A 15,151-nucleotide genomic window follows, 5' to 3' on the forward strand; every position below is an offset into this window, starting at 1 on the left:
CCCCATGAGAAAAGGAAATAGCTTGGTATTGGTGGTCCTTCTTTTGTTTTGTTGGATTGTTTCCGTCCGGGCTGCAGAACAAGTCTCCGGCTGGGTGACCTGGAGGGTGGGGCTCAAGCCTTCAGAGGGGACGCAGCGCATCCGCCTGTGGCTCCCCTATCCCCCCACCAATGCCTGGCAGCGGATTTCTTCTCCCCGCGTTTACGGAAACTACGACTATCAAGGGACTTTTACCGACGAGAAAGGCAATCTCGTCCTTTATTTTGAATGGCACAAACTGGAGGGCCCTGCGCCAGAGGTCGTGGTGAGCTATCGGGTGGAGTGTCGGGAGCGGGTGGCCCGGGACTTTGAACGAGAAAAGGACCTTCCGGTGGACCGGGCCGCTTTTAAGGAGGCCCTTTCAAGTAACGCCTATATTGATCTCCGGGACCCTCGTCTGAAGGCCATCTTGGCCCAAATCCTTCCCGGAAAACGCACGGCAGTGGAAAAGGCCCGGGCCATCTACGACTGGGTGGTGAGGAATATGCGGCGTGACCCCCGGGTCAAGGGTTGTGGCCCGGGGCTGATCTGTAATACTCTCAGCCGGCGCTGCGGAAAGTGCGCAGACCTCAATTCCGTTTTTGTGGCCCTTTGCCGGGCCGCGGGCGTTCCGGCTCGAGAAATCTTCGGTCTGAGGCTCTCCCGAGAGGTTCGAGACACTCTCTCCGGGGGTCAGCACTGCTGGGCGGAATTTTATGTCCCGGGCTACGGATGGGTGCCGGCAGATCCGGCCGATGTCCTCAAGGCGGCCTTGGTCAAGGGGGTCTCCCCCACCGGTCCAGAGCTGGCCTCCTTAAGGGAATATTTTTTTGGGGCGGTGGAACCTTATCGGATAGAGCTTTCTCGGGGCCGGGGCCTGCGGCTCAATCCCCCTCAGGCCGGCCCACCGGTCAACTATTTCGCCTATCCCTATGTGGAATTCGACGATCAGCCTGTAGATCCCTTCGGCCCGGAGGTGGACTTGGAGATCCTCTGGGAGCGAGCTAAATAAGGTTTGATGGAATGGCTGTTCTTGTTCGGGCTAGGGGCAGGGGTGGCGGCCCTCCTGCTCTATGCCCTCTCCGTGGTCCTGGTCCTCCCCAAGACGCGGGGGGCCATGTTTGTAGGGACCTCCCGGAGACGGATCCGGGCGGTTCTCGAGGCCCTGGAGCTTTCGCCCACCGCCCGGGTGGTGGATCTCGGCTGCGGGGACGGACGCTTTCTGCGGGCGGTGTGGCGGCGGTTTGGGGTACGGGCCTTAGGCTACGAGATCAATCCCCTGGCCTGGTTTCTGGCCCGGGGGCTTAATTTTCTTTTCCGGATTCCGGCAGAGGTGCGCTTTGGAGATTTCTGGGAGGCTGATCTTTCGGACTATGACCTTATCTTCTGCTACCTCTTTCCGGACCTCATGTCCGCCCTTTCCGAAAAGATTTCTCGCGAGGCCCGGCCCGGGACTCTGGTAGTGAGCGCTAATTTTCCCCTTCCGGGTCTTAAGCCCCAGCGGGTCCTTCAGGTAGGGGAGCCCATCTATTTTTATCGGCTCTAGTCTTAAAAAAGAGGGAGAGGGCCGGTCATAAGCCGGGTTCTGTAACCCGAAGGCCTTACGGCCTTCCGGGCGGCGGTCATTCCTCTGGGCGGCCGGTTGCCCGGCCGCTCTAGCGGCCTACCCGGGGGCTTCGGGCGGGCCACCCTCAAGCGCCCCCCTATGCGGCCTTTCTCCGGGCGGGGTTTGCCGTGCCTCCCTCCCTTGCGGGAGGGAGCGGTGGGCTCTTACCCCACCGTTTCACCCTTACCCCGGGCCAAGGCCCGAGGCGGTCTCTTTTCTGTGGCACTTTCCAGGGGTTACCCCCTCCGGGTGTTACCCGGCGCCCTGCCCTGTGGAGCCCGGACTTTCCTCCGGAGGCCCGAAGACCTCCGGCGACCGCCGACCGACCCTCTCCCTTTCCAAATTTAAGCCCTTCGCTCCCTCCTCTCAAGGAGGGATTGAAGAAGGGGGAAAAACTGAGGTAAAAAGGATAATAGGAGGAAACGATGAAGGCCCTCTGGTCCGGGGTGCTCAAGATTGGTCTGGTTACTATCCCGGTTAAGCTTTATCAGGCGGTGGTCAAACGTTCCCTCTCTTTCCATCTGGTCCATAAGGGCTGCGGCTCGCGCATCAATTACCTCAAGTATTGTCCCCGTTGCGGGCGTACCCTGGAAGATGAGGAGATCCAGAGGGCCTATTTCCTGGATAAGGAACATTTCGTGATCATTGAAGACGAAGAGCTGGAGAATCTCCGTCCGGCCTCCACCAAGACCCTAGAGATCCGCTCTTTCGTGAAGCCCGAAGAAGTGCCTCCCATTTACTATGGGGATCCCTATTATCTCCTTCCTGACGGGGAAGGGGCCCGGGAGGCCTTTGAGGTCTTTTATCTGGCCATGGAAAGACGGGGGCGGGCCGCTCTGGGTTCGGCGGTTATCCGTCAACGGGAGCATCCCTTTCTCTTAAGGCCCTATGAGGGGAAGCTGCTGGCCGCCAGTCTTCACTTTCAGCATGAGGTGGTGGCTGCGGAGGAACTGGGGCTGACCCTCGAGGAAGAAAAGGTAGACCCTCGCTATCTCCGGCTGGCCGAGGAACTGGTGGAAAGTTTTACCGAGCCCTTCCGGCCGGAGACCTTGGTGGATCACTATACCCAAGCCCTTCTGGAGCTCATTGAGGCCAAGGCCAAAGGGGAACGCTACGAGGTGCGCCCGGAGGAGGAGAGGGCCAAAGTCATCAGCTTTATGGAGGCCCTAGAGGCCAGCCTGCGGGAGGCCGACCGGCGCAAGAGGCTCAAGAAGGCCGCTTAAATGCTCCCCCGGGTCATCAAACCTATGTTGGCCAAACTCTCCGAACCCTTTGACTCTCCCCGTTTCCTTTACGAGATCAAATGGGACGGCACCCGGGCCCTCTTCTTTCTGGAAGGGAGCGCCCTGCGTATCCAAAATCGCCGCCTACGGGACATTACCTACCGCTATCCGGAGTTCTGGGGACTTCCGCAACTCTTTTCCCGCTCCGGTCTGGTACTCGACGGGGAGATCGTGGTCCTTTCTGGAGGGCGTCCCTCCTTCCGTCTTCTCCAGGAGAGGGAACATGTGGCCAGCCGGGTAAAGATCGAGGCCCTTTCTCGGCGGCTGCCCGCCACCTATATGGTCTTTGACCTCCTCTATCTAGAGGGCCGTTCTCTCATGGAAACCCCCCTCCGAGAGCGTCGCCGGATCCTGCGGGAGATTCTTCCGGAATCCCCCTATCTGGTGGAGTCCCGCTATGTGTTGGAAAAGGGGCGGGCCTTTTTCGAGAAGGTGGTCTCCGAGGGGTTTGAAGGGGTAATGGCCAAGGATCTGGAGAGTCCCTATCTTCCGGGAAAGAGAGTGGACTTCTGGCTAAAATTTAAGGCTCGGGGCCGGTGTACCTGTCTTATTGTAGGTTACCTCCTGCGTCCGGATGGGACCCTCAAAAGCCTCCTCTTGGCCGAACCCACCCCCGAGGGGCTGGTCTACCGGGGAAGGGCTGCCAGCGGGCTTTCCCTACCGGAGGCAGACCGACTCCTTTCCCGCCTTCGGGCCTTAGAGGTTCCTTCTCCACCCCTTCTCCGGGGGCGACGTTTTCCTCAAGGGGCCCGCTGGGTCTCTCCCGAGCTCTCCTGCGTGGTCTCCTATCAGGAGGTTACTTCCGAGGGGCGCTTCCGGGCCCCGGTAGTGGAGAAAGTGGAGGGGCTTTGAGAGGCCTCCTCCCGAGCTGCACAATATTCCTCCAGCAGTTCGTCCAGGAGTTCCTTCACGGACACGATGCGGTCTACCCGCCAGGCGTTGGCCCCGGCGAAGACAAAGCCGGCCTCAAGGTTTCCCCGTTGGGCGTTGATAAGGGCCGCGGCAATGCAGTAAGGGCTTTTCTGATAGTCACAAGTGCGCAGGCAGTGGTACATGCATTTGTAGGGACGCTTTTCCCCGGCCTCTACGGCCTGGAGAAACGGCCCTTTCAGGGCCCTTCCTGGAAGGCCCACCGGGCTCTTAATGATGGTGAGATCCTCCCTGCGAGCCCTGAGGAAAGCCTCCTTGAAGGCCGGGGAGGCATCGCATTCCTGGGTGGCTACGAAACGGGTCCCCATCTGGACCCCGGCTGCTCCGAGTTGGTGAAGATAGCGGTAGATATCGCGTCCGGTATAGATCCCGCCGGCGGCGATTACCGGAATGGACCTTCCGGCCTTCTCCTCAAAGGGCCGAATGACTTTAATGACTTCAGGGATCTGCTTTTCGAGCCGAGAATCTTCGGACTCCAATTTTTCAATCTCAAAGCCCAGATGGCCTCCGGCCTTGGGCCCCTCCACTACCAAGGCGTCCGGGACCAGGCCGTAACGGCTCCACCAGCGTTGGGTCACCAGCTTGGCTGCCCGGGCTGAAGACACGATAGGGACCAGTCTGGTGGGGGCGCCTTCTGGACGCAGTTCTGGAAGATTGAGGGGGAGCCCGGCCCCGGAGAAGATGACGTCTGCCCCGGCCTCGCAGGCCGCCTTCACCAAAGGTTCGTAATCTGTAAGGGCCACCATAATGTTCACGCCGAGGATTCCCTCCGGGGCCTTCCTGCGGGCCTCGGCTATCTGGCGCTTGAGTCCCCGGATGTTGGCCTCGGTGGGATTTTTAAAGAATTCGGCCTCTCCCTCAAAAAAGCCCACCAGGGCCGCAGAAATTACTCCTACGCCTCCGGCCCGAGCTACAGCTGAGGCCAGGCCAGAAAGAGAAATCCCTACACCCATCCCTCCTTGAACGATGGGCAGGCGCGCCACCAGACCGCCGATCTCTAGGGGAGGAATTTCACAGGGATAGGTCATGGGCACCTCCTAGATTCCAGTGGGAAATTTAGGGAGCCTTTCCAGGGCCTCGCGGATCTTCTCTTCGGGGTATTCATAGTCTTCAAGTTGACCTTCCAGATAGGCGTCATAGGCGGAAAGATCGAAGTGCCCGTGGCCGCTGAAGTTGAAGACGATGACCTTCTCTTCTCCGGTCTCCCGGGCCTTTAAAGCCTCATCAATGGCCGCCCGGATGGCGTGGCTGGTCTCTGGGGCGGGAACGATCCCTTCGGTACGCGCAAAGAGCACCGCGGCCTCGAAACAGGCCGTCTGGGGATAGGCCCGGGGCTTGACCACCCCGGCCTTTACCAGTTGGCAGACCAAGGGGGCGTCTCCATGGTAACGTAGACCCCCAGCATGGATCCCCGGGGGCTCGAAGGTGTGTCCCAAGGTGTGCATGAGAAGAAGAGGGGTGAGACCGGCGGTGTCTCCGTAATCGTAGGTGTAGACTCCTTTGGTAAGAGTGGGACAGCTTGCCGGCTCCACGGCAAGAACCTCGGCCGAAAGGCGGCCCTCAAGGATCTCGCCGATAAAGGGAAAGGTGAAGCCCCCGAAATTGCTCCCCCCGCCTACGCAGGCGATAAGCACATCCGGTTTCTCTCCCACCAAGGAAAGTTGCCTCTGGGTTTCCAGGCCGATTACCGTCTGGTGAAGGAGGACGTGATTGAGGACGCTTCCCAGGGCGTAATTGGTGTCCTCGTGGGTGGCGGCATCCTCTACGGCCTCGGAGATGGCGATCCCTAGGCTCCCCGGGGTTTCAGGGTTTTGGGAAAGGATGCGCCGGCCGGCCTCGGTGCGCTCCGAAGGGGAAGGATAGACTTCGGCCCCCCAGAGGTGCATGAGGGTGCGCCGGTAGGGTTTTTGCTGATAGCTCACCCGCACCATATAAACCGTGCATTCGAGGCCAAAGAGCCGGCAGGCGAAGGAAAGGGCGCTTCCCCACTGTCCGGCCCCGGTCTCCGTGGCTAAGCGTCGGATACCTTCTACTTTGTTGTAGTAGGCCTGAGCCACGGCGGTGTTGGGCTTGTGGCTTCCCGGAGGGCTCACACTTTCGTCCTTGTAGTAGATGCGGGCTGGGGTTTTAAGCTCCTCCTCCAGGGCCAGAGCCCTTCTCAAGGGGGTAGGACGCCAGAGGCGATAGACCTTTCGGACCTCCTCCGGGATTTCGATCCAGGGCTTGGGGCTCATTTCCTGTTCGATCAGGGCTTGGGGAAAGATGCGCCGCAGGTCCTCGGGGTTTATGGGCTTTCCGGTGCGGGGATCAAGGGGCGGGGCCGGAGGCTCGGGCAGCCGAGGGATAAGGTTGAACCAGGCCTCAGGGAGTTCCTCTTCCGGGAGCAGGATTTTTCTTTCCAAATAACCCCCTCCTTACGCGTTTTTCAGATTTTACCAGAGCCCGCCGCCGACGCCAATTCAGTAAATTAGACGAGTTCCTTTATAGCCAGGCCACGGCTTATGGCCAAAGGAGGGAGAGCTCTTTTTTTAAAAGTTCGATGTTGTCTGTGGCCACGCTGTCTACACCTCTTTGGAAGAGTTCCAGGGCTTTTGGAGGTTCGTTTACCGTCCAGGCTACTACATAGAGGCCCAGCCGGTGGGCAAAGTTTACCGCTTTTTCGGTGGCCAGAGGGTACTTGGGAAGGACTAGACGGCAGCCGAGCTTTTTGGCCTCGGGAATCCTGCCCGGGGGTTTAAAGTAAATCAGCCCGGTTATAAGCCTTCCTCGGGCAGGCTCCAAGGCTTCGGGATGGAAGCTAATCAGCGCCGTCCACTCCTGCGCTCCTCTATCTTCTACCAGCCGGATTACTTCGGAGGCGGTTTGGGGGTTTTTGACCTCCAAGAACATCCCCGCTCGTCCGTTTACCAGTTCCAAGGCCTCCTCAAGCCGGGCCAGCCGATAGGACCCTTTCCGGATCCGGTGCAGATCTTCCCAGTTGCTTTCCTCTATATCTAGATCTACCCCGAAGGTCCTTTTCAGATTTCGGTCGTGACTCAAGACGAGAAAACCATCTTTGGTCCTCTGGAGGTCTACTTCTACAATATCCGCACCGGCCTTAAGGGCCCCTTCCAGGGATTCCAGAGTATTTTCGAGAAACTTTGCGGGAAACCCTCGGTGGCCTACCAAGGCCTTCCTTTTTAAGGCTTCGAGCACCATGGTCTATTTAAGGATTTCTAACTTTCTTCTCCATGTCAACGATTCCCGGTTCAAGCAGATCTTGCGGGGTTGCCCCACGGCCCCTTGACAGAAAGCCCCCCCGGATACTATAATCACTTTTAAATTAAAAAAATTCTAAAGGAGGGTTTGTCATGAAAAAGAAGGTCCGGAAGAGGTGGATTACGGACTGGTGGCCTAATAGGCTCAACCTCAAGGTCTTGCGACAGAACAGCCCCGAGGTCAATCCCTATGGCCCGGATTTCGACTATGCCAAAGAGGTCCAGGGACTGGATGTGGAGGCGGTAAAGGAGGACCTCAAGGCCCTAATGAAGACCTCTCAGGACTGGTGGCCCGCAGATTTTGGGCACTACGGTCCGCTTTTCATTCGCCTGGCCTGGCATAGCGCCGGAAGTTACCGCATTTACGATGGCCGGGGAGGGGCCCGGGAGGGCAGCCTCCGCTTTCCTCCCCGGATCAACTGGCCGGACAATATTGGACTGGACAAGGCCCTCCGTCTCCTCTGGCCCATCAAGAAGAAGTACGGCCGGAAACTTTCCTGGGCGGATCTTATTATTCTGGCCGGAACGGTGGCCCTGGAGGACATGGGGGTCAAGATCTTAGGATTTGCCCTAGGCCGAGAGGATATCTACGAGCCGGACGAAAGCCCGGACTGGGGCCCGGAAGAGGAAATGCTCACCAGTCACCGGGGGCAAGGAGGAAAGCTCGAAAGGCCCTATGCGGCCACGGAAATGGGCCTGATTTACGTAAATCCCGAGGGCCCGGGAGGCAATCCCGATCCTGTGGGCTCGGCCAAGGAGATCCGGGTGGCCTTTTATCGTATGGGGATGGACGACGAGGAGACCGTAGCCCTCATTGCCGGAGGGCACGCCTTCGGAAAGTGTCACGGCGCCGGACCGGGAAAGTATCTAGGGCCGGATCCCAGTTCCTCCCCCATCGAAGAGCAAGGCCTGGGCTGGAAGTACGGCTATCGCAGCGGCAAGGGGCCAGATACCTATACTTCCGGCTTTGAGGTCATCTGGTCCCCCACTCCTACTAAATTCGGGATCCAGTATCTCCACCTACTTTTCAAGCACGATTGGGAACTGGAAAAGAGCCCGGACGGCAAGCACCAGTGGGTGGCCAAGGACGCCCCGGAGATCGTCCCCGACCCTTATGATCCCCAAAAGAAACACAAGCCCCGGATGCTCACCGCAGACCTGGCTCTAAAATTCGACCCTGCCTATAGCAAGATCGCCAAGCGCTTTCTGGAAAACCCCGAAGAGTTCGAAAAGGCCTTTGCCCGGGCCTGGTATAAGCTTACTCACCGGGATATGGGGCCCAAGCGGTATTATCTGGGGCCTTATGTGCCGCAAGAGGAATTTATCTGGCAGGATCCCCTTCCTCCCCGAGATTTTGAACCGCCGGAGGAAGCAGAGCTTGAGGAACTCAAAAGGCGGCTTCTTGAGACCGGTCTGGGGATAGCCCGCATGGTCTATACGGCCTGGGCCTCGGCTTCCACTTACCGGCATTCGGATCGGCGGGGCGGGGCCAACGGGGCCCGGATCCGCTTCTATCCCTTGAACCGCTGGGAGGTCAACCATCCGGAGGACCTGAAGGAAGTCCTGGCCGCTTACGAAAAGATTCAGCAGGCCTTTAACCAGGAGCAGGAAAGGAAGGGCTCCCCGCGCCGGGTCTCCTTCGCAGACCTTATCGTCCTGGGGGGCTGTGCCGCGGTAGAGGAGGCCGCCCGCCAGGCAGGTTTCGAGGTGAAGGTCCCCTTTAAGCCCGGAAGGGTGGACGCCCGGGAGGACCAGATCGAGGTAGCCTTCTACCGCGAGATAGAACCTTTCGCCGAGGGCTTCCGCAATTACTTCCGCGACCCTTCCCGGATCGACGAAGGCTGTGTTTTCACCACCCCTGAGTATTTCCTGGTGGATCGGGCCCAGCTTCTGAGGCTCACCGTGCCGGAGATGGTGGTCCTGGTGGGCGGATTGCGGGCCCTGGGGGCTACCTATCGCTATCAAGGGTACGGCGTGCTTACCGAGCGTCCCGGGGTGCTCACCAACGACTTTTTCGTAAACCTCCTGGACATGGGGGTGGAATGGAAGCCCGCGGACGACTACCGCTACCTCTTCAAGGGCTATGACCGTAAGACCGGAGAGGCCCGGTGGAGGGCCACCCGGGTGGACCTCATCTTCGGTCACCATGACGAATTGCGGGCCGTGGCCGAGGTCTATGCCGCCGACGACGCCCGAGAAAAATTTGTGCGCGATTTTGTGGCTGCCTGGTCCAAGGTCATGCACCTGGACTTCTAGGTTATCGAGCCCCCCTCTTTTGGAGTAGAATATGGGAAAATCCCGAAGGAGGGGGCATGTCTTATTTCCTTGAAGTGGTGGAACCGGAAAACGCCCAAGGTCAACTGAGAAAGGTTTATCAAAGGCTCAAGGGGATGTTTGGTCTGGTTCCCAAGGTCTTCATCGCCCAGAGTTTGAGGCCGGATCTCCTTGAACCTTTGGTGGAATATGTGGACCGCCTCCTGATAAAGGAAGGGGCCTTGCCAAGGGGGACAAAAGAACTTATCGCGGCCTATGTTTCCAAACTTAACGCCTGTGAGTACTGACTGGATGCCCATAGCGCCATGGCCATGGCGCAGGGTTATACTCTGGAGGAAATTCAGAATATCCTGGAAGATATAGAAGGAACTCCTTTCCTCGACCAGAAGACCAAACTCCTTTTACGCCTGGCCGAACGGGTTACCCGTGAACCTTACAAAATTCACCAGAAATTCATTCAGGGGCTTCGGGAACACGGGTTGAAAGACGAGGAGATATTCGAGGCTATTGCGGTGGGGGCTTTTTTTAATTTTATGACTCGGATGGCCGATGCCCTTGGGGCCCCGGTAGAGGGTTTTACCTCCACCGGATCCTAGACCCTCCCAGGGATCTCGGATAGGGTGGCTTGGGCCGTCCTTTCCTTAGGAGTAAAATAACCAAAAAATCCCGAAGGAGGGGGGGTATGCTCCAGAAGAAAAGCAAAGGCGGAAGATGCTGGGTGACCTTTACGCTCAAGGCCAGTGAAGGTGAGGAAGCCTTTGTGGTGGGAGAGTGGAATAACTGGAAACCTCAGAAGATGCGCCGCAAAAAGGACGGAACTTTTTGGTTTGCCCGGGCCTTTCCTGTAGGCAAGACCTACCGTTTCCGCTATCTTCTCGGAAACGGGTGTTGGCTAAATGACGAGGCGGCCGACGGCTATTGCCCCAATCCCTTTGGGAGTGAAGACTGCGTGCTCCAGACTTAGGCCCTTCCGGTGAGGCGAAGGAGGGAGAGGGCTTCCGGGGAAAGGGCCGCTTCCAGTTCTCCGGGGCGCAGACGCCATTCCCAGTTACCCTCTGGGCGGGAGGGGTAGTTGAGGCGGGCCTCCTCGCCTAGCCCCAAGAGGTCCTGCACCGGAATGATGCTCAGGCGGGCCGGAGAGGCGTGGGCCAGGCGAATGAGGTCGCGGGGTATCTCTTCGGCGCAGAGGGCCTTTCCCAAATAAAGTTCCAGGCGCTTCCGGGCTTCGGCAGAAAGCTCTCTTTCGAACCAGCCTCGGGTGGTATTGGTGTCGTGGGTGCCGGTATAGACCACACTTTGGGACTCGTGGTGATGGGGAAGATAGGGGCTGTCGTCTTCAAAAAAGGCAAAAAGCAGGACCTTCATCCCCGGAATACCAAAGCGCTTTCTTAGGGCGTGGACCTCCGGGGTGATGTAGCCCAGATCTTCGGCCACAAAGGGGGGATCCCAAAAGCGCCGAAAGACGGCCTTGAGAAATTCCTCTCCCGGCACCGGGACCCATTCCCCACAGGTAGCCTCCGTGGCCCCGTAAGGGATCTCCCAGCAGGCGGACAGGGCCCGAAAGTGGTCCAGGCGCAGGAGATCAAAGAGCCGGAGGTTGTGCTCCAGCCGGGCCAGCCACCAGGAAAAGCCCTCTCTTTTCAACCTTTCCCAGTCGTAGACCGGGTTGCCCCAGAGTTGGCCGGTAGCGCTAAAGTAGTCCGGAGGAACCCCGGCCACCCGGAGGGGCCGCCTCTCCTCATCCAGCTTGAAGACCTCTGGAAAGCGCCAGACTTCAAAGCTTTCATAACCGGGATAAAAGGGAAGGTCTCCGAAAAGGGAAATCCCCCGGGCGTGGGCGAACTCTTGGAGTTCCTTCCATTGGCGGAAAAAGAGATATTGTTGGACGAGGACGTGGTGGATCTCTGGAGAAAGATCCTTGCGGGCCTGCTCCAAGGCCGCCGGGTCGCGAAATTTGAGTTCGGGTTCCCACTCCGGCCAAGGGCCCAGGGCCTCACTTAGGGCGGCAAAGAGAGCGTAATCCTCAAGCCAGAAGGCTTCCCGGCGGCAGAAGGCCTCAAAGTCCGGCCCGGGGCGAAAGCGGGTTAGGGCCCGGGAAAGGATTTCTCGTTTCCAGGCCATTACCGCCGGATAGTCCACCCGGCCCTCCGGGAAATCCGGGGGCGAAATTTCCTCCGGATGGAGGAGCCCGGTCTGGACCAGTTTTTCCGGGCTGAGGAGCAAGGGGTTTCCGGCAAAGATCGAGGGCGAAAGATAGGGGGAATTTCCGTAGCGGGGATGAGTGGGGTTTAAGGGCAGGATCTGCCAGACCCGGTAGCCGCTCTGGGAAAGGAGTTCCACGGTGCGAAAGGCTAAAGGGCCCAGATCACCGATCCCGTAAGGGGAGGGAAGGGCGCTCAGGGGAAGAAGGACTCCGGCGCGTCTAACCTTCATCCGGCCCCCGGAAATAAAGGACGGAAAGGGGAGGAAGGATCAGATTGAGAGAAAAGGGGCGGCCATGGGCGGGATGGGCCTCGGCCGTGACCCCTCCGAAGTTCCCCCAGCCTGAACCTCCGTACTCCTGGGCGTCCGTATTGAGGATCTCCGTGTAAAATCCCGACCGGGGAACTCCTATACGATAGTTCTCCCGGGGCACCGGGGTAAAATTGCAGACCACCACCAAAAACTCCTGCCCTTTGCGGTCCCAGCGTAGAAAGGAGAGGATACTCTTTTCCCAGTCGTGAAAATCAATCCATTCGAAACCCTCCGGGGAGAAATCGAGCTCGTGGAGGGCCGGGTGGCTGCGGGCCAGACGGTTGAGATCGCTTACCAAGCGTTGTACTCCCCGGTGCTCCGGGTATTCCAAAAGGTGCCAGTCCAGACTTTCCTCGTGAGACCATTCTCGCCACTGGCCGAACTCTCCGCCCATAAAAAGGAGCTTTTTGCCGGGATGGGCCCACATATAGGCCAAAAGGGCCCGCAAATTAGCGAATTTCTGCCAAGGGTCTCCCGGCATCTTGGAAAGAAGGGATCCTTTGCCGTGAACCACTTCGTCGTGGGAAAGAGGCAAGATGAAGTTCTCGGAGAAGGCGTACCAGAGACTGAAGGTGAGCTTGTCATGGTGATACTTACGGTAAATGGGGTCCTTGGAGAAGTAAAAGAGGGTGTCATTCATCCAGCCCATGTTCCACTTCATCCCGAAACCCAGCCCTCCCATGTAGGTGGGGCGGGTGACCATGGGCCAGGCCGTGGACTCCTCGGCGATGGTCTGGATGCCCGAAAACTCCGCGTAAAGGCTGGCGTTTAACTGCTGGAGAAAATCGATGGCCTCAAGGTTTTCCCGCCCTCCGTAAATATTGGGGACCCATTGGCCTGGGCCCCGAGAGTAGTCCAGGTAGAGCATGGAGGCCACGGCGTCGATCCTCAGGGCGTCGGCGTGATAGACCCTGACCCAAAAGTGGGCCGAACTCAAGAGAAAGCTCCGGACTTCGGGTTTTCCGTAGTCGAAGATGTAACTTTTCCAGTCGGGATGGAAGCGCTTGCGGAAGTCTTCGTATTCGTAAAGGTGGGTGCCGTCGAAAAAGGCCAGGCCGTGACCGTCGGTAGGGAAGTGGGAAGGTACCCAGTCCAGAATGACTCCGAAGCCTGCCTGATGGAGATAGTCCACCAGATACATGAAGTCCCGGGGGGTGCCGTAGCGGCTGGTGGGGGCAAAGTAGCCCAGACACTGATAGCCCCAGGAACCGTAAAAAGGGTGCTCCATCACCGGGAGGAACTCCACATGCGTAAAGCCCATCTCCCTTAAATATTCGGCCAGGAGGGGGGCCAGCTCCCGGTAGGTGAGAAAGCGGTTTTCTTCCTCCGGAACCCGGCGCCAGGAGCCCAGGTGCACCTCGTAGATGAGCCAAGGGGCCTCAAGGGCATTACGGTTTCGGCGCTGATCAAGCCACTTTCGGTCTCCCCAAGCGTAAGAGAGGTCCCAGACGCGGGAGGCCGTGCCCGGAGGCGTCTCGAAAAAGAAGGCGAAGGGGTCGGCCTTTTCGAAGTGATAGCCGTTTTTCGTGTGAAGATAGTACTTGTAGAGACTGCCCTGGAGGACTCCGGGGACGAAACCTTCCCAGATGCCGGAGCCATCTTCCCGGGCCCTTAAGGGGTGAGCCCCGCGGTCCCAGCCGTTGAAGTCTCCGATAACCGACACATACTGGGCGTTGGGGGCCCAGACCGCGAAGTAGACCCCGGAGGTGCCCTCAAGCTCCAGGAGATGGGCCCCGAACTTTTCGTAAAGCCGGGTGTGGGTGCCCTCCCGAAAGAGATAAACATCAAGCTCGCTGAAACGGGTATAATCGTAACGTACGTTCATCTTTTCCCTTTCAAAAGGGACCGGTAGAGGCGGAGATAGGCCTTGGCCGAGCGTTCCCAGGAGAAATCAAGCCGCATGACCCTTTGACGGAGCTTCTGGAAGTGCCGGGGATGGGTATTATAGAGTTCGGCAGCCCGTTTGACTCCGCAGAGGAGGTCTTCCCGGGTGGGATCCGGAAAAAGGAAGCCGTAGCCTCCGGGGTAGGAGACATCCACCAGGGTGTCGGCCAGCCCCCCGGTGCGGCGAGCCACCACCAGGGTGCCGTAACGCATGGCGATGAGCTGGGTGATCCCACAGGGTTCAAAGACCGAGGGCACCAGGATGTAATCCGCTGCGGCGTAAACTTTGCGGGACCAGGCCTCGTCAAAGACGATTTGGGCGAACATGTTGGGGTAGCGCCGCTCAAGACCGTAAAATTGAGGGCCGTATTCTCCCTCTCCGAGAAAGATGAAAAAGGCGTTCACCCGCCCCAGATCCGGAAGGGCGGAAAGGAGGACCTCTACGCCCTTCTGGTGGGAAAGACGATTGATGAAACAGAAAAGGGGCTTTTCCGCAAAAAAGGCCGCCACTCCCAGCTCCTCGAGCATGGCCTGTTTGTTGGCTTCCTTTCCCGAAGGGTCGCGGAGGCTGTAGTTCTGGTAAATATGGGGGTCGGTCTCCGGATTCCAGAGCTGGTAGTCGATCCCGTTTAGGATCCCGTGGAGCTTGTGACGGTGTTTGAAAAGCACTCCTTCCAGCCCGTAAGCGTACTCGTAGGTGAGGATCTCCTGGGCGTAGGTGCGGCTTACCGTAGTTACGGCGTCGGAAAAGACGATGGCCCCTTTCATGAGGTTGATCTTTCCCCAGAATTCCAGCGCCTCCATGTGGTAGAGGGACCAAGGGAGTTCCAGCCGCACCAGGCTTTCCTTTTCGAACATCCCCTGGAAGGCCAGATTGTGGATGGTGAAAAGGACGGGCTGGGGGAAGCGGTAGATCTCCCGGTGGAGCACCGGATAGAGGGCGGTCTGCCAGTCGTTGGCGTGGATGAGGTCTGCGGAAAGAAGTCCCGCCCCCAGGGCCTCGGCCACGGCCCAGCAAAAGCCTCCGAAGCGGAGGTCATTGTCGGGATAGCTTCCACCCGGCGGGCCGTAAATATAAGGGCGATCGTAAAGCTCGGGTTGTTCGAAAAAGAAATGGTTGTCCTTACGAAAGAGGCGGAAGGTGTAGGGGCGTCCGTTCAGGCGGACCTGGAGGGTTTTTTCTAGAGGGACCAGCCCCTCCCAGGGGACTTTTTGGTAAAGGGGCATGGCCCGCAGGACCTTTACCCCTAAGTTCTCTAGGGCCCGAGGCAGAGAATAGGCCACATCGGCCAGCCCCCCGGTCTTGGCATAGGGGAAGATCTCGCTAGCGAGGAAAAGCACCTGCATGTTCGTTCCTTTGGTGAGAACTTTCCGAAAATTTTAAC

General features: G+C 58.6%; 14 protein-coding genes and 1 other RNA gene. 8 read left to right on the plus strand and 7 right to left on the minus strand.

The window, feature by feature from the left end:
• Positions 1-4 precede the first annotated feature (4 nt).
• Positions 5-1,030, plus strand: coding sequence for a transglutaminase-like domain-containing protein (locus FVE67_RS06185; protein ID WP_168719759.1), 1,026 nt, complete (start codon positions 5-7; stop codon positions 1,028-1,030).
• Between the two features lie 6 nt (positions 1,031-1,036).
• The gene (locus FVE67_RS06190; RefSeq protein WP_168719760.1) at positions 1,037-1,564 is read left to right on the plus strand and encodes a class I SAM-dependent methyltransferase; all 528 of its coding nucleotides are present in this window, start codon (positions 1,037-1,039) and stop codon (positions 1,562-1,564) included.
• A gap of 12 nt (positions 1,565-1,576) precedes the next feature.
• On the opposite strand, the gene rnpB is transcribed toward FVE67_RS06190, so the two are convergent.
• Positions 1,577-1,955, minus strand: an RNA gene (gene rnpB, locus FVE67_RS06195) — RNase P RNA component class A.
• Between the two features lie 94 nt (positions 1,956-2,049).
• On the opposite strand from rnpB, the gene ku reads away from it, so the two are divergent.
• Entirely contained in the window at positions 2,050-2,847 is a 798-nt protein-coding gene (ku, locus tag FVE67_RS06200) for a non-homologous end joining protein Ku (RefSeq protein ID WP_168719761.1), read from the plus strand.
• Positions 2,848-3,759 carry an ATP-dependent DNA ligase gene (locus FVE67_RS06205; protein WP_168719762.1) on the plus strand — a complete coding sequence of 304 codons (912 nt, stop codon included), beginning with the start codon at positions 2,848-2,850 and terminating at the stop codon, positions 3,757-3,759.
• On the opposite strand, the gene FVE67_RS06210 is transcribed toward FVE67_RS06205, so the two are convergent.
• The 3 genes from FVE67_RS06210 to FVE67_RS06220 all read right to left on the minus strand — a co-directional run bounded on the left by FVE67_RS06210 (position 3,696) and on the right by FVE67_RS06220 (position 7,035).
• Positions 3,696-4,865, minus strand: coding sequence for an NAD(P)H-dependent flavin oxidoreductase (locus tag FVE67_RS06210; RefSeq protein WP_168719763.1), 1,170 nt, complete (start codon positions 4,863-4,865; stop codon positions 3,696-3,698). The genes FVE67_RS06205 and FVE67_RS06210 overlap by 64 nt on opposite strands.
• A 9-nt stretch (positions 4,866-4,874) precedes the next feature.
• The gene (locus FVE67_RS06215) at positions 4,875-6,239 is read right to left on the minus strand and encodes a TrpB-like pyridoxal phosphate-dependent enzyme (protein WP_168719764.1); all 1,365 of its coding nucleotides are present in this window, start codon (positions 6,237-6,239) and stop codon (positions 4,875-4,877) included.
• A gap of 97 nt (positions 6,240-6,336) precedes the next feature.
• Entirely contained in the window at positions 6,337-7,035 is a 699-nt protein-coding gene (locus FVE67_RS06220; protein ID WP_168719765.1) for a glycerophosphodiester phosphodiesterase, read from the minus strand.
• A gap of 152 nt (positions 7,036-7,187) precedes the next feature.
• Between FVE67_RS06220 and katG the strand changes: the two genes are divergently transcribed.
• From katG to FVE67_RS06240, 4 genes are all read left to right on the plus strand, one after another.
• The gene (katG, locus tag FVE67_RS06225) at positions 7,188-9,350 is read left to right on the plus strand and encodes a catalase/peroxidase HPI (RefSeq protein ID WP_168719766.1); all 2,163 of its coding nucleotides are present in this window, start codon (positions 7,188-7,190) and stop codon (positions 9,348-9,350) included.
• 56 nt (positions 9,351-9,406) lie between these two features.
• Positions 9,407-9,655 carry a carboxymuconolactone decarboxylase family protein gene (locus FVE67_RS06230; protein WP_168719767.1) on the plus strand — a complete coding sequence of 83 codons (249 nt, stop codon included), beginning with the start codon at positions 9,407-9,409 and terminating at the stop codon, positions 9,653-9,655.
• Positions 9,656-9,673: 18 nt separating this feature from the next.
• Positions 9,674-9,964 carry a carboxymuconolactone decarboxylase family protein gene (locus FVE67_RS06235; protein WP_168719768.1) on the plus strand — a complete coding sequence of 97 codons (291 nt, stop codon included), beginning with the start codon at positions 9,674-9,676 and terminating at the stop codon, positions 9,962-9,964.
• An 86-nt stretch (positions 9,965-10,050) separates the two neighbouring features.
• Positions 10,051-10,332, plus strand: a complete 282-nt coding sequence (locus tag FVE67_RS06240) for an isoamylase early set domain-containing protein (RefSeq protein ID WP_168719769.1) — start codon at positions 10,051-10,053, stop codon at positions 10,330-10,332.
• On the opposite strand, the gene malQ is transcribed toward FVE67_RS06240, so the two are convergent.
• Genes malQ through FVE67_RS06255 form a run of 3 tightly spaced genes read right to left on the minus strand, consistent with a single transcriptional unit; the run spans position 10,329 to position 15,113 of the window.
• Positions 10,329-11,801, minus strand: a complete 1,473-nt coding sequence (gene malQ / locus FVE67_RS06245) for a 4-alpha-glucanotransferase (protein ID WP_168719770.1) — start codon at positions 11,799-11,801, stop codon at positions 10,329-10,331. The two genes, FVE67_RS06240 and malQ, sit on opposite strands and share 4 nt — an antisense overlap.
• Positions 11,791-13,707 carry a 1,4-alpha-glucan branching protein GlgB gene (gene glgB, locus FVE67_RS06250; RefSeq protein ID WP_168719771.1) on the minus strand — a complete coding sequence of 639 codons (1,917 nt, stop codon included), beginning with the start codon at positions 13,705-13,707 and terminating at the stop codon, positions 11,791-11,793. Before glgB ends, malQ begins: the two co-directional genes overlap by 11 nt.
• Entirely contained in the window at positions 13,704-15,113 is a 1,410-nt protein-coding gene (locus FVE67_RS06255; RefSeq protein WP_168719772.1) for a glycogen synthase, read from the minus strand. Before FVE67_RS06255 ends, glgB begins: the two co-directional genes overlap by 4 nt.
• Positions 15,114-15,151 lie beyond the last annotated feature (38 nt).

The organism is Thermosulfurimonas marina (assembly GCF_012317585.1).
GTDB classification, from domain to species: domain Bacteria; phylum Desulfobacterota; class Thermodesulfobacteria; order Thermodesulfobacteriales; family Thermodesulfobacteriaceae; genus Thermosulfurimonas_A; species Thermosulfurimonas_A marina.

Bases quoted from the DNA above. Each gene is read 5' to 3' on its own strand.
- FVE67_RS06205 (WP_168719762.1), top strand. From the start codon at position 2,848: ATGCTCCCCCGGGTCATCAAACCTATGTTGGCCAAACTCTCCGAACCC.
- FVE67_RS06185 (WP_168719759.1), top strand. From the start codon at position 5: ATGAGAAAAGGAAATAGCTTGGTATTGGTGGTCCTTCTTTTGTTTTGT.
- katG (WP_168719766.1), top strand. From the start codon at position 7,188: ATGAAAAAGAAGGTCCGGAAGAGGTGGATTACGGACTGGTGGCCTAAT.
- FVE67_RS06240 (WP_168719769.1), top strand. From the start codon at position 10,051: ATGCTCCAGAAGAAAAGCAAAGGCGGAAGATGCTGGGTGACCTTTACG.
- FVE67_RS06255 (WP_168719772.1), bottom strand. From the start codon at position 15,113: ATGCAGGTGCTTTTCCTCGCTAGCGAGATCTTCCCCTATGCCAAGACC.
- FVE67_RS06210 (WP_168719763.1), bottom strand. From the start codon at position 4,865: ATGACCTATCCCTGTGAAATTCCTCCCCTAGAGATCGGCGGTCTGGTG.
- glgB (WP_168719771.1), bottom strand. From the start codon at position 13,707: ATGAACGTACGTTACGATTATACCCGTTTCAGCGAGCTTGATGTTTAT.
- ku (WP_168719761.1), top strand. From the start codon at position 2,050: ATGAAGGCCCTCTGGTCCGGGGTGCTCAAGATTGGTCTGGTTACTATC.
- FVE67_RS06220 (WP_168719765.1), bottom strand. From the start codon at position 7,035: ATGGTGCTCGAAGCCTTAAAAAGGAAGGCCTTGGTAGGCCACCGAGGG.
- FVE67_RS06190 (WP_168719760.1), top strand. From the start codon at position 1,037: ATGGAATGGCTGTTCTTGTTCGGGCTAGGGGCAGGGGTGGCGGCCCTC.
- malQ (WP_168719770.1), bottom strand. From the start codon at position 11,801: ATGAAGGTTAGACGCGCCGGAGTCCTTCTTCCCCTGAGCGCCCTTCCC.
- FVE67_RS06235 (WP_168719768.1), top strand. From the start codon at position 9,674: ATGGCCATGGCGCAGGGTTATACTCTGGAGGAAATTCAGAATATCCTG.
- FVE67_RS06230 (WP_168719767.1), top strand. From the start codon at position 9,407: ATGTCTTATTTCCTTGAAGTGGTGGAACCGGAAAACGCCCAAGGTCAA.